General features: G+C 39.6%; 16 protein-coding genes. 9 read left to right on the forward strand and 7 right to left on the reverse strand.

What is annotated here, in order from left to right; genetic code table 11:
• Positions 1-54: 54 nt before the first annotated feature.
• The 4 genes from MKX65_RS09260 to MKX65_RS09275 form a co-directional block, all read right to left on the reverse strand.
• On the reverse strand, positions 55-219 hold the full coding sequence (locus MKX65_RS09260; RefSeq protein WP_340903365.1) for a hypothetical protein: 165 nt from the start codon (positions 217-219) through the stop codon (positions 55-57).
• Positions 220-272: 53 nt separating this feature from the next.
• Positions 273-1,712 carry a DDE-type integrase/transposase/recombinase gene (locus MKX65_RS09265; RefSeq protein ID WP_160549950.1) on the reverse strand — a complete coding sequence of 480 codons (1,440 nt, stop codon included), beginning with the start codon at positions 1,710-1,712 and terminating at the stop codon, positions 273-275.
• A 406-nt stretch (positions 1,713-2,118) separates the two neighbouring features.
• On the reverse strand, positions 2,119-3,558 hold the full coding sequence (locus MKX65_RS09270; protein WP_340903366.1) for a DDE-type integrase/transposase/recombinase: 1,440 nt from the start codon (positions 3,556-3,558) through the stop codon (positions 2,119-2,121).
• A gap of 113 nt (positions 3,559-3,671) precedes the next feature.
• Positions 3,672-4,160 (reverse strand): hypothetical protein, encoded by a 489-nt coding sequence (locus MKX65_RS09275; RefSeq protein WP_340903368.1) that lies wholly within the window; start codon positions 4,158-4,160, stop codon positions 3,672-3,674.
• A 165-nt stretch (positions 4,161-4,325) separates the two neighbouring features.
• Here MKX65_RS09275 and MKX65_RS09280 point away from each other — a divergent pair, with 165 nt between their 5' ends.
• From MKX65_RS09280 to MKX65_RS09305, 6 genes are all read left to right on the forward strand, one after another.
• Entirely contained in the window at positions 4,326-4,574 is a 249-nt protein-coding gene (locus MKX65_RS09280; protein ID WP_340903369.1) for a spore coat associated protein CotJA, read from the forward strand.
• Complete coding sequence (locus MKX65_RS09285; protein ID WP_340903371.1) at positions 4,571-4,831, forward strand: spore coat protein CotJB; 261 nt, start codon at positions 4,571-4,573, stop codon at positions 4,829-4,831. Before MKX65_RS09280 ends, MKX65_RS09285 begins: the two co-directional genes overlap by 4 nt.
• 15 nt (positions 4,832-4,846) lie before the next feature.
• The gene (gene cotJC, locus MKX65_RS09290; RefSeq protein ID WP_160547089.1) at positions 4,847-5,416 is read left to right on the forward strand and encodes a spore coat protein CotJC; all 570 of its coding nucleotides are present in this window, start codon (positions 4,847-4,849) and stop codon (positions 5,414-5,416) included.
• 225 nt (positions 5,417-5,641) lie between these two features.
• The gene (gene hutH / locus MKX65_RS09295) at positions 5,642-7,132 is read left to right on the forward strand and encodes a histidine ammonia-lyase (RefSeq protein WP_340903372.1); all 1,491 of its coding nucleotides are present in this window, start codon (positions 5,642-5,644) and stop codon (positions 7,130-7,132) included.
• Positions 7,133-7,187: 55 nt separating this feature from the next.
• Complete coding sequence (gene hutU / locus MKX65_RS09300; RefSeq protein ID WP_340903373.1) at positions 7,188-8,858, forward strand: urocanate hydratase; 1,671 nt, start codon at positions 7,188-7,190, stop codon at positions 8,856-8,858.
• A 24-nt stretch (positions 8,859-8,882) separates the two neighbouring features.
• Positions 8,883-8,993, forward strand: coding sequence for an arginase family protein (locus MKX65_RS09305; RefSeq protein WP_340903374.1), 111 nt, complete (start codon positions 8,883-8,885; stop codon positions 8,991-8,993).
• 51 nt (positions 8,994-9,044) lie between these two features.
• Here MKX65_RS09305 and MKX65_RS09310 read toward each other — a convergent pair whose 3' ends face one another.
• Entirely contained in the window at positions 9,045-10,043 is a 999-nt protein-coding gene (locus MKX65_RS09310) for an LLM class flavin-dependent oxidoreductase (protein WP_340903375.1), read from the reverse strand.
• A gap of 133 nt (positions 10,044-10,176) precedes the next feature.
• Between MKX65_RS09310 and MKX65_RS09315 the strand changes: the two genes are divergently transcribed.
• Entirely contained in the window at positions 10,177-11,175 is a 999-nt protein-coding gene (locus MKX65_RS09315) for a glycosyltransferase (RefSeq protein WP_160547888.1), read from the forward strand.
• Positions 11,176-11,262: 87 nt separating this feature from the next.
• On the forward strand, positions 11,263-11,436 hold the full coding sequence (locus tag MKX65_RS09320; protein ID WP_160547889.1) for an asparagine synthase: 174 nt from the start codon (positions 11,263-11,265) through the stop codon (positions 11,434-11,436).
• 101 nt (positions 11,437-11,537) lie between these two features.
• On the opposite strand, the gene MKX65_RS09325 is transcribed toward MKX65_RS09320, so the two are convergent.
• Positions 11,538-11,708 (reverse strand): SE1832 family protein, encoded by a 171-nt coding sequence (locus MKX65_RS09325; protein WP_340903376.1) that lies wholly within the window; start codon positions 11,706-11,708, stop codon positions 11,538-11,540.
• A gap of 87 nt (positions 11,709-11,795) precedes the next feature.
• Here MKX65_RS09325 and MKX65_RS09330 point away from each other — a divergent pair, with 87 nt between their 5' ends.
• Entirely contained in the window at positions 11,796-11,981 is a 186-nt protein-coding gene (locus tag MKX65_RS09330; RefSeq protein ID WP_160547890.1) for a hypothetical protein, read from the forward strand.
• A gap of 34 nt (positions 11,982-12,015) precedes the next feature.
• On the opposite strand, the gene MKX65_RS09335 is transcribed toward MKX65_RS09330, so the two are convergent.
• Positions 12,016-12,201, reverse strand: a complete 186-nt coding sequence (locus MKX65_RS09335; protein ID WP_160547891.1) for a hypothetical protein — start codon at positions 12,199-12,201, stop codon at positions 12,016-12,018.
• Positions 12,202-12,321 lie beyond the last annotated feature (120 nt).

The raw sequence follows: 12,321 nt of genomic DNA on the forward strand, positions 1-12,321 counted from the left end.
TCAATTAGGCAAAAATAGGTAGTGTCAAAAGTTCTATGAAAACTATGTAAAGTATTAGATCACTTCCATTGGGGGGACGTGAGGCCCCGCAATCGCTCTTGACAAACAGTCGAAAAAGGTTGCGATAAAAGTATCAAGGGCGATGGGAACAAAAGTAGGCATGACAAATAACCCTTGACCATTACCAATTTTAACCTTTTTCTCCATTCGGTTTGTCAAGAGTTCGCTTCGCCGATTACTGAATAGCCCAAGGGGCTCAGCTAAACAAAAAGTTAGGCGGTTTGCTGCTCGATAATCCAGTTTTGTGCTAACTCAATCAGTTTTGTCCAACGTGCTGGCATTGTCGGAAGCCCTGATAATTCTGGGTTCACGACAGGTACCTTACCTTCCAAGGTGGCGTGCGGCCTTAAAAAGTTAAAGTAAGCCACAAATAAGGTGACAAAAGAAACCGACCCTTGTTGCGAGCCAAAGCCATGAGTGGAGCGATAATTGCCTTTAAATGTTCGATTCAGTCTCTCGATTACCTGTTTTAAAGGTCTATATTCAGTTGAAACTGGGTCATCATTTGTAAGCCCGATTACTTGCTTCACATCAAACGAAATGTCATGTTGTGCGAAAAAGTGTTGAGCTAGTAGGTAGATTGGATTTCCATCTACTACGAAAGTTAGGTCTTTCGGGATCTCCTTCATCTTTACTAACACTTCATCTATCGCACGAATGGCTGACGCTGTATCTCGATTAGGAGACACCGGATAGGAAAGAATGATCTTTTTAACCGCATCAAAAAAGAAAAATAAATAATGCCAGCGTCCACCGACTCGAATATAAGTTTCGTCACCACAGAATTGGTCGGAAAGCTCATACGGATAGTAATCCACATATGGCTTAAGCATAAGAGCCACGCTATTTTCGTAGTTCAATATCGTTTGGTGGGAAATAGCCACACCATGAACATCCTGCATAATGGCAGCTGTCCTACGGGCCGAAAGGCCGTAGTTAACATGGTAGGTTAATATCAAACCTAATGTATGTGGTGAAGCATAAATCCTAGACAAATCTACTGCTGGTAGTTCAGGCGTTTGCTTGGCCAAAGGTAGAAAATCAATATGAAACTGCCGAAAGATATATCTTATTTTAAATGCTTGAGGATCTTTCTTAAATCGTGTCTTCTCTTTGGAGGACATCGCTTTAAGGTTTCTTTGGTAAAAAGAACAGTTGTTGTTTTTGCATTTGTAGACGAAAAAGTCTTTTCTATCCTTAATTTTATCGAGTGATTTTGAACAATGAGGACACTTTAAAATGGCCTCTTTTGAAAAACGATTTTTATCACTGAAAAGACACGAACACACCTTACACTGAAATTGACCTTTATCTCCGTTATTGGCATAAAGATAGTCCGACGGAGCACCACACTTAGGACAATTCATTGATTTAGGTACAACAGTCTTGGAATTAGATCGCCTTTGAACAGGTTTTAGTGACTTACCGTGTTCGTTGAAATACTCCTTCAAAAGAGTTTTGTAATCAAGTTTTTCCAGTGGTTCGATTATCGGAAGATCATCTACCTGGAGTTTTCGATAGGGTTTATTCACAGGTTGCTCTGTTGGTTTTTCAAACATGTTTTTTCCGATAAGTAGGGTAAGCAATGTTCGAATGATTTGTTCTTGGTACTTAATAAAAGTTAATAAATAGGTTATAATTTGAGGGTACAACTTGTCACTTCCTTTTTAGGTTGGTGTTTGGTGTGGTAACCTCACTATTTCCTAAAATTCAGGGGGTGGCAATTTTTTTGCTCAAAAAGCCCTCTATCAAGGTATTTTATAGCCTATTTACTATAAAAGTTTTGACAATACGTGGGCGACGGTAGTGTCAAAAGATTTATGAAAACTACCTAAAGGGTTAGTTTCTCTCCTATTTACTGGATGGAGATGCGCCGCAATCGCTCTTGACAAACACGCCAATGGTTTGAGGATTGTTTAACAAGGGCGAAGGGAACAAAAGAAGGCATACCAAATAAGCCCTTGGTTGTTTCCATTTTAAACCATTGGCAAGTTCGGTTTGTCAAGAGTTCGCTCCGCCGATTGCTGAATTAGCTTAAGGGCTCAGCTAAACAAAAAGTTAGGCTTGTCTTTGCTCTACTATCCATTGTTGTGCTAATCCAATGAGCTTTGTCCAACGTGCTGGCATTGTTGGAAGCCCCTTGAGTTCTGGATTCACTACGGGCACTTTTCCTTCTAAGGCGGCATGCGGACGCAAAAAGTTAAAGTAGGCCGTAAATAAGGTGACGTATGAAATGGAACCATGTTCAGAGCCGAATCCATGAGTGGAGCGATAATTGCCCTTAAAGGTGCGGTTAAGTCTCTCAATTATTTGTTTCAGTGGTCTATATTCGGTCGAAACAGGGTCCTCATTGGTTAATCCAATGACCTGCTTCACATCGAATGAAATCCCATGTTGAGCGAAGAAATGTTGGGCTAAAAGATAGATTGGATTCCCGTCTACCACAAAGGTCAGATTTTCTGGAATCTCTTTCATCTTGATTAAGACCTCATCAATTGCTCGAATGGCTGTTGCTGTGTCTCGATTAGGCGACACCGGATACGAAAGAATAATCTTTTTCACGGCGTCAAAAAAGAAAAATAAATAATGCCATCGACCGTTTACTCTGATATACGTTTCATCACCGCAGAATTGGTCTGAAAGTTCATAGGGATAGTGATCCACATAAGGTTTAAGTAATAAAGCTACGCTATTTTCGTAGTTCAATACAGTCTGATGTGAAATCATCACTCCGTGTACGTCCTGCATAATCGCAGCTGTTTTACGGGCCGAAAGGCCATAGTTTACATGATAGGTTAGGATCAATCCTAATGTATGTGGGGATGCATAAATCTTTGATAAGTCCACGGCCGGCAGTTCTGGTGATTCCTTGGATAACGGCTGGAAATCGATATAAAACTGACGGAAAATGTATCTCAATTTAAATGCTTGAGGGTCCTTTTTGAACCTTTTCTTTTCTTTTGAAGTCATCCCATTGAGCTTCTTTTGATAATAAAAACAGTCATTGTTCTTGCACTTAAACACGTGAAAATCTTTTCTTTCTTTTATTTTCTCGAGAGTCTTGGAACAATGAGGACACTTCAGGATGGCCTCCTTAGAGTAACGGTTCTTTTCACTGAAAAGTTCTGTACACACCTTGCATTGATACTGACCTTTATCTCCATTGTTGGCATAAAGATAATCCGATGGAGCACCACACTTTGGACAGTTCATGGCTTTAGGTACGGAAACTTTTGCATTCTTACGCCTTTGAACAGGTTTAAGTGGTTTCCCGTTCTTCTCTAGATATTCACTAAGAAGAACTCGATAATCAAGCTGTTCCAGAACTTCAATGACCGGAAGGTCGTCCACTTGAAGTTTTCGATATGGTTTATTTACGGGCTGTTCAGTAGGCTTATCAAACATACTCTTACCAATCAATAAAGTAAGCAATGTTCGAATGAGTTGTTCTTGATAGTTTATAAAAGTTAATAAATAGGTTATAATTTGAGGGTACAAATTGTCACTTCCTTTTCTAGGTTGTTGAGAGTGTCGTAACCTCAATTATCCTTAGAATTCAGGGGGTGGCAATTTTTTTGCTTATAAAGCCCTCTTAGATAGGATTTAATAACCTATTTACTATAAAAGTTTTGACAATACGTGGGCGACCAAGGGGGTAAAAGCATGATTTCTATAGGGATGAGTTTAATAATGGTTGGCCAGGGGATCTGCCCCGTAATAGCTAACATGGATTTTGTTAACCACTCAGATTTTTGAAGTCCACCATTTTTGATAATAAATGATTTTGCCCTCTGCAGAACATCCGAATCCTTTGGTAAGTAACCAGAATAAAGTAGTGCAAAATAACATTCGATTGTATTAGATAAGTTACCAAATCTTTCATCATAATAAAGTTTCCATGAGCCGTTATTCTCTTGCTTTTTACATATCTCATGCACCAGTCGTTTTATAAGCGCCTCCTCTGATTGGATGTCCAATGACCGTAACAATATGATCATATAGGCATTTGTCATTAAACTACCTTCAAAACAAAACTTCCACGAACCATCTCTTTTCTGCTTATCTCTCAGGCTTGCGATTAAATGATCTTTCGTCTTCATTATTTTTTCACTTCTCATTAGCACCACACCTCTGTTCGAGATTGTCAGTTAAAAATATGAAGCTAGATAAGAAAACATACGATTTGAATGGAAAGAACTTTTTAGACATAGTGACAAGCGGTATTCGAGTATACTTTATAAACTGGGTAAAAAGAGGTGGGAATTATGGCTAACCAGCCGAAACAAGTATTTACTCACATGAAAACGTACCAACCCTACCATAGTCCATTTGATCCTTGTCGTCCGATTGGGGTTAAGTTTTACTCAACGCCTCCAAATCTATATGTAGGATTTCAACCCCCTAATCTTCAGCAATTTTCACCAAAAGAAGCGCTATTAAAAGGCACCCTTTGGCCTATTTTTTACGATTATTATGAAAACCCTTATGAAGCAAAAAGGGGGCAGGAGAAGTGAAGCAGTTGCCTGAAAGATACTACCAATTAATGGAGGAAATTCAAGCCGCCGACTTTGTTCTAGTAGAACTCACGTTATACCTTGATACTCATCAAACCGATCAACAAGCGATGCAGCAATTTAATCAATTCGCACAATACAGTAAACAGCTTAAACAACAGTTTGAAGCAGAGTTCGGTCCACTACTTCAATATGGAAATAGTTATACTGATGCAAATTGGAGTTGGGGAACATCTCCTTGGCCGTGGCAGGTGTAGAAAGGGAGGATAAACATGTGGATTTACGAAAAGAAACTGCAATATCCGGTAAAAGTAACAACCTGTAATCCAACCTTAGCAAAATTCTTGATCGAACAATATGGTGGAGCAGATGGGGAATTGGCTGCTGCGTTAAGATACTTAAACCAAAGATATACCATTCCAGATAAAGTGGTTGGTCTGTTAACAGACATAGGAACAGAGGAATTTGCCCACTTAGAAATGATTGCAACGATGATTTATAAGTTAACAAAGGATGCGACACCCGAGCAATTAAAGGCTGCCGGTATATCAGATCATTACGCCAATCATGATTCGGCTATCTTTTATCATAATGCTGCTGGGGTTCCTTTTACTGCTTCGTATATTCAAGCAAAGGGTGATCCTATTGCCGATCTCTACGAGGATATCGCAGCAGAAGAAAAGGCAAGAGCTACGTATCAATGGATTATAGATATGTCAGATGATCCTGATTTAAATGATTCACTCCGCTTTTTAAGGGAAAGGGAGGTCATTCATTCGCAAAGATTTCGTGAGGCTGTTGAGCTATTGAAGGAAGAAAGAGATCGAAAAAAGATATTTTAAAATAATAAAACAAGAGATTCCAGGTGAAAAGTAAAGCTGGCATCTCTTGTTTTTTCATGCTCTGTCCCTTTATCAGAGTAGTAAACTACCATTCTAATATACTAAAATTTACCAATTTTCTATTGACCTTTCTAAAAACACCAACTTACAATAGAATTATAAAAACTTTCAGAATATATTATTTGAATGTTAGTCACTTAAAGAGGTGAAGGTGGAGGGAGCATCATGAAGGTTGTGTTAACAGGTCAATCCTTAACGCTTGCGCAAGTAAAGGATGTTTGCTATGGCTTTGCGACGGTAGAGATAGAAGAAGCAAGTATGAGGAAAGTTGAGGAATCTCGATACTCTGTCGAGGAAATTGTATCAAGAAAGAAAACGATCTATGGAATTACTACCGGCTTTGGGAAATTTAGTGATGTCATGATTGCGGAAACAGATGTGAATGATTTGCAGTTAAATTTAATCCGCTCTCACGCATGTGGAGTGGGTGATCCATTTCCAGAAATTGTCTCACGTGCAATGGTGCTCCTCCGTCTAAATGCTCTTCTCAAAGGATTTTCAGGAGTAAGGGTAGAGATCATTAAACAGCTTCAAACCCTATTAAATGAGCGAATCCATCCGGTTGTACCCCAGCAAGGCTCGTTGGGCGCATCAGGAGACCTAGCTCCTTTATCACATTTAGCACTCGTACTTATTGGTGAAGGACAAGTGCATTTTGAAGGTGGAATATATGAAGCGAACCTCGTTCTAAAAGAAAAAGGAATTCAACCTATTTCTTTAAAGGCAAAGGAGGGTTTGGCCTTAATTAATGGAACACAAGCAATGACAGCGCAGGGCGTTATTAATTGGATTGAATCAATGAGATTGTTTTACCAAAGTGAAATGATTGCAGCTATGACGTTTGAAGGTTTAGAAGGAATCATTGATGCCTTTCATCCAGCTATTCATGAGGCTCGTGGATATGTGCAACAAACAGAAGTTGCTGCAAGAATGTGTGAGCTACTTAAAGAAAGTAAGCTTATCACAAATCAAGGTGAAAAGAGAGTTCAAGATGCGTATTCTTTACGATGCATTCCTCAGGTACATGGTGCGACGTTACAAGCGCTTGATTATGTAAAGGAAAAGCTCGAAATTGAAATGAATGCAGCAACCGATAACCCGCTAATCTTTAATGGTGGTCAGATGGTCATATCAGGTGGGAATTTCCACGGTCAACCAATCGCGTTTGCTATGGATTTTATGAAAATTGCCATGGCTGAACTCGCTAATATTTCAGAGCGTCGAATTGAACGGCTCGTAAACCCGGGATTAAATGACCTTCCACCGTTTTTAAGTCCTCAACCTGGATTACAGTCTGGAGCAATGATTATGCAGTATTGTGCAGCTTCCCTCGTTTCTGAAAACAAAACTCTAGCCCATCCAGCAAGTGTAGACTCTATACCATCCTCTGCCAATCAAGAAGACCACGTAAGTATGGGAACTATCGCTTCAAGGCACGCTTATATGATTATTCAAAATGTGCGACGTGTCCTAGCCATTGAATGCATATGTGCCCTTCAGGCCGTTCAATACAGAGGGATTGAAAAAATGGCACCAGTCACCCTAGCTTTTTATAAAGAAGTAAGAAAAATCGTCCCATCAATTGATAGTGATCGAGTGTATTCAAAAGATATTGAGGAAATGGCTGCCTGGTTGAAGAAAAGGGATATAAGATGAACAATAATTCCAAAATAACCACCACACACTGAGTCAAAAAAGGAGGATATGTTCAATGAATACTAATCAAAATCGTGTAGTTATAGCCAAAAGAGGAAATGAAATGGAGTGCAAAGGTTGGGAACAGGAAGCGGCACTTCGCATGCTTTGTAATAATTTAGATCCTGATGTGGCGGAGAAACCGGAGGAGCTTGTCGTGTATGGTGGAATTGGAAAAGCTGCTCGAAATTGGGAGGCATTTGACGCAATCGTTGAAACGTTAAAAAGGCTTGAAAACGATGAAACGTTGCTCATTCAATCCGGGAAACCTGTAGCCGTTTTCAAAACACATGCGGCTGCACCTCGTGTTCTTTTATCCAATTCCGTCATTGTTCCAAAGTGGGCAAACTGGGAACATTTTCACGAGTTGGATCAAAAGGGACTCATGATGTATGGACAAATGACGGCAGGTAGTTGGATCTACATTGGAACGCAAGGGATTTTACAAGGTACGTATGAAACGTTTGCTGAGTTAGCTAGGCAGCATTTTGGTGGTTCCTTACAGGGTACCATCACCTTAACTGCAGGTTTGGGTGGAATGGGAGGCGCTCAGCCTTTGGCAGTTACGATGAACCGAGGAGTCTGTATCGCGGTTGAGGTTGACGTAGAGCGGATACAAAAAAGAATCAAAACGAAATATTGTGATCGAGTTACACACTCCATAGATGAGGCAATTGCCTGGGCACTGGAGGCGAAGTTAAAGGGCTTACCACTTTCCGTTGCTCTCGTTGGTAACGCTGCTGATGTTCATCACAAACTGTTACAAAAGAAGATTCCTATAGACATAGTGACCGATCAAACATCCGCGCATGATCCGCTTAATGGTTATATTCCTAGTGGTCTTTCATTAGAGAATGCTCAAAAACTTCGAAATTCGGATCCTGGTAAATATATTAGTTTGTCAAAAAAATCTATGATGTCACATGTTCAAGCAATGCTTGAGTTTCAAAGAGTTGGCTCCATTACTTTTGACTACGGTAATAATATTCGACAGGTGGCGTTTGATGAAGGGGAACCAAACGCATTTGATTTTCCAGGCTTTGTACCTGCTTTTATTCGACCATTGTTCTGTGAAGGAAAAGGTCCGTTTCGCTGGGCAGCTTTATCAGGGGACCCCAATGATATTTACCGTACTGATCAGTTAATCAGAGAGCTTTTTCCTGAAAATGAACCATTGCAAAGATGGATTACCATGGCTCAAGAAAAGGTGAGTTTCCAAGGCCTTCCGTCTCGTATTTGCTGGTTAAGATATGGTGAACGAGTGAAAATGGGCCTTGCGATTAATGAGTTGGTGAAGAAAAGAGAGCTAAACGCACCAATCGTTATTGGGCGTGATCATTTAGATTGCGGCTCAGTGGCATCTCCAAACAGAGAGACAGAAGCAATGAAAGATGGAAGTGATACTGTAGGTGATTGGGCTATTTTAAATGCATTAATCAATGTGGCTGCAGGCGGTTCTTGGATTTCTGTTCATCATGGAGGCGGTGTTGGCATGGGCTATTCTCTGCATGCCGGAATGGTTGTTGTAGCTGACGGGACAGAACTAGCAGAGGAAAGACTACAACGTGTGTTAACGACGGATCCTGGTATGGGAATTGTCCGCCATGCTGACGCGGGATATGAAAAGGCTATAGAAGTGGCAAAAGAAAAAGACGTGGATATTCCGATGCTCCGTCAGAAAAAATGATATTTTCAGAGAAAGGTGATTACGATGTACGATTTGAAAGCAATGGATATTGTTGAAGTTGATCCATCTAAAGATATTCGTGATATGACAACAAGACTTGCTGCCTATACAATGCTGAAGTTTATGTATTTGTAAGGTTTATATAATAGAAAAGGAGTAGCTTTTCAAATAGCTACTCCTTTTCTATTATTTTCTTAAAGCATCTGCGACAATCTCGTATGAGTTCAGTCTTGCTTCGTGGTCAAATATTTGTGTATGAATCATTAATTCGTCTGCTTGTGTGTCATGTAAAAAGTCCTCGAGCTTTGCTTTTACCGTGTCACGGTCCCCGACTATTGGTTCACCAAACTGCTGAATGAGTGTTTGCTTTTCATACGGACTCCAAATCTCATCCATGTTATCAACAGGTGGTGGAAGCTGACCAGGGTTACCTCTAATCAGATTAAGAAATTGTTGCTGCATGCTGGTTGCTAGTTTTTTCGCTTCTTCACCAGTATCTGCCGCAACGACATTTGCCGCAACCATTGCGTATGGTTTGTCTAACACTTCAGAAGGACGGAAATGTTGGCGGTATAATTGCAAAGCAGGTAAAGTGTATAAAGGAGAAAAATGGCTAGCAAAGGCGAAAGGAAGCCCTAGTTGTCCGGCAAGTTGCGCACTAAAACCGCTTGACCCAAGAAGCCAAATAGGAACCGTTTGACCTTCTCCAGGAAAGGCACGGACCCTTTTATCATCACTCGGTATGAAATAGGATTGTAATTCCTCTAGTTGCTCAGGAAAATCGTTTCCATCACTTCTTCTCTCTCTTCTTAATGCATGAGCCGTGATTTGGTCGGTTCCAGGAGCACGGCCAAGTCCTAAATCAATTCGGCCAGGAAACAATGCTTCAAGTGTGCCAAACTGTTCTGCGATAACAAGAGGAGCATGGTTAGGCAGCATAATTCCTCCTGAACCAACACGGATTTTTGACGTATGACCAGCCACATGAGAGATAACGACTGAGGTGGCTGCACTAGCTATTCCTGGCATATTGTGATGCTCTGCTAACCAATAGCGATGGTAACCTAATGATTCGACATGCTGAGCTAGAGCGGCTGAATTACGCAACGCTTGTGATGCAGATCCTCCTTGTACAATGGGAACTAAATCCAATACAGAAAGAGGGATATTTTTATTTTCAATCATACTTATCATCTTCTTTCGTTTTCCTAAATAATGAACAGTTGTATTTTAGCAAGTAATTGATACTTATCAAAATAATTTGCCTTATAAATATGTTAAAATCATTTTATTGAATGATGTATTGGGGTTGGAATAAATGACAAAAGTCGGTTTAGTTATGAGAAAGATACAGTTTAGTGAGGCACAAGGTCCTCGAATATTTGCTGAACGTTTAAAAGATATCTCAAGAGAACTGGGGATAGAAATCGTATTTATTTCTCCTGAAAGACATGTAAGTGGATATGATTGGCTTCCAGGTTATGAACATGAAAAAGGAGACCTTGTCAATTATGATATCGTCTTAGACCAAATCTATTCCCAAAATATAGACCATGTGATTTATACAGTCTCTGGTTTTACTTTTTTAAATATGTTTTTAAAGAATAGTGTTTTATTTCCACATAGCTTCCCAGATCCAGCATTAACAGGATATGAAATGATGAAGCCGTTTTACTCTATTGTGGACAAGGCCATCGTTCAAACAGAATTTTTAAAAGGGGAAATGGCGAGAAACTTTGGTGTTCACGATGTGACTGTTATACCCATTGGCTTTAATGAAGAGATGGCAACCAAATATTATGACCCCTCCCAAGTAGTAAACAATCGACTCCTGTGGATTGGAAGAGATGAAGAAAACAGGCGTCCCGATCTAGTAATTGAGTATGCAAAGCAAAATCCTCAAACGGAAGTATTTATGGTTTTTGGGGGTGAGCGATACAGGGAAAGTATGAAAAAATATGACATCCCTTCTAATGTGAAACTACAATTTGCTCTTTCACAAGACGAAGTTTTTACTTTGATGAATTCTTCCAAAGTGTACTGGAGCAGTTCAAAGTTTGACACATTTGCCATGCCTTTAACCGAGGCACTATCTATGGGAAAGATTGTAGTTAAGCCTGAACATCCTTGCTACAACCATATTAGTGCACCACATTCCTTTGCTGGTAATGAGAAAAATTGGTTTGAGCTGGTAAATATGGCATTACATTCTCCTAGCCAAACATCAAGCGCCAATCGAGACTATGCGTTTAGTGCATTCTCTAGTACTGTAATGAAAAAAGGATATGAAAAATTTTTCGAGGGTTGGATAAAATAAAGTTGCTAGCATAACAACCTATCCGATAAGTGAACAATAAGGAGGGTGTAACATCACCCAATAACGATGTGTGGAGGGATTTGAGCGATGAATATACGCGAAGGATTAATTCCAACTGCATTAGGTTCTGCTGTGACTGCTACTGGTTATGCATTGAAACAAAAACGTGGATCCAACAAAATGGTTGCAAATACGGTTTTTGGTTTCGGCTTAGCACATGTCGTTTTAGGGGTCATTGACTTAGTGCAACACCGTCGTTAAAAGAAACGGGCAGCGAAGGCTGTCGTTTTCTCTTTTAAATGTTTACAATAATAATTTTATGTAAATTAAAAAAGTGGCTTTTAAAAAGAGCCACTTTTTTCTTATTTTTCCATCGAATGATAGTAGGCTAATTCTTTCTCAATTTCCTGTAGCCTTCCCTCAAGTTTTTCAACAGATTGATTAAAGGTTTCAAGCTTTTCAATATCGTTTTGAATTTGTACATATTCCACTTTAAGTTCTGAAATCTTTTGTTCAATTTCTTGATTGGTCATGAATTTACACCTCTTTCTAATTTTTCGTGCATAGTTTTAGTGTAGCGCAGAAACCTAAAATGTACAAAATAGTAAGGAGGTATGAAAATGAGTGACTGGAATGAACAAGCGGCACCAAACAATAATCTTTCTCCTAAAACCATTCGTACATCAAAGCTTGTGGGACAGAAGAGTTTAAACACCCATGAATTTTCAGAAGAACTAGCAGATGGCGGGGAAAGAGATGATCTAATTAACAAGCAATTAAAAAGCCACCAGCCAGGTATGGGCTGACCTCTTCGTTAAAGCACCCTTATGGGGTGCTTTTTTATAAGTTTTCGTTTTGTTGTTTAATTTCATCTCCCGTAATGATTTGGTTTGCTAATTCTTGATCTTTGTGCTCATCAACGGAATCGCCAGGAATATTTTTTAAATTAGGAAAACCACCGCCATTTTGGATGGTCACTTGGTTTTGCCTGGCTGCATTGGTTAAGTATTCGTTATTTTTTTTCAACCTTATCATCTCCTTTTTTATAGGCTTTGACAATTTTCTCTTGTTTATGCGATAGGTGTTCTGCAGGAATTTCCATGCTTTATTCATCTTTGTATGGAAAATATAAAGCTATAATAGGAG

It is taken from the genome of Robertmurraya sp. FSL R5-0851 (assembly GCF_038002965.1).
In the GTDB taxonomy this organism is placed as follows: Bacteria; Bacillota; Bacilli; order Bacillales; family Cytobacillaceae; genus Robertmurraya_A; species Robertmurraya_A beringensis.

What these genes read in the sequence shown, in the direction of transcription:
- MKX65_RS09275 (WP_340903368.1), bottom strand. Translation starts at nt 4,160, where the DNA reads ATGAAGACGAAAGATCATTTAATCGCAAGCCTGAGAGATAAGCAGAAA.
- MKX65_RS09280 (WP_340903369.1), top strand. Translation starts at nt 4,326, where the DNA reads ATGGCTAACCAGCCGAAACAAGTATTTACTCACATGAAAACGTACCAA.
- cotJC (WP_160547089.1), top strand. Translation starts at nt 4,847, where the DNA reads ATGTGGATTTACGAAAAGAAACTGCAATATCCGGTAAAAGTAACAACC.
- hutH (WP_340903372.1), top strand. Translation starts at nt 5,642, where the DNA reads ATGAAGGTTGTGTTAACAGGTCAATCCTTAACGCTTGCGCAAGTAAAG.
- hutU (WP_340903373.1), top strand. Translation starts at nt 7,188, where the DNA reads ATGAATACTAATCAAAATCGTGTAGTTATAGCCAAAAGAGGAAATGAA.
- MKX65_RS09305 (WP_340903374.1), top strand. Translation starts at nt 8,883, where the DNA reads ATGTACGATTTGAAAGCAATGGATATTGTTGAAGTTGATCCATCTAAA.
- MKX65_RS09310 (WP_340903375.1), bottom strand. Translation starts at nt 10,043, where the DNA reads ATGATTGAAAATAAAAATATCCCTCTTTCTGTATTGGATTTAGTTCCC.
- MKX65_RS09315 (WP_160547888.1), top strand. Translation starts at nt 10,177, where the DNA reads ATGACAAAAGTCGGTTTAGTTATGAGAAAGATACAGTTTAGTGAGGCA.
- MKX65_RS09320 (WP_160547889.1), top strand. Translation starts at nt 11,263, where the DNA reads ATGAATATACGCGAAGGATTAATTCCAACTGCATTAGGTTCTGCTGTG.
- MKX65_RS09325 (WP_340903376.1), bottom strand. Translation starts at nt 11,708, where the DNA reads ATGACCAATCAAGAAATTGAACAAAAGATTTCAGAACTTAAAGTGGAA.
- MKX65_RS09330 (WP_160547890.1), top strand. Translation starts at nt 11,796, where the DNA reads ATGAGTGACTGGAATGAACAAGCGGCACCAAACAATAATCTTTCTCCT.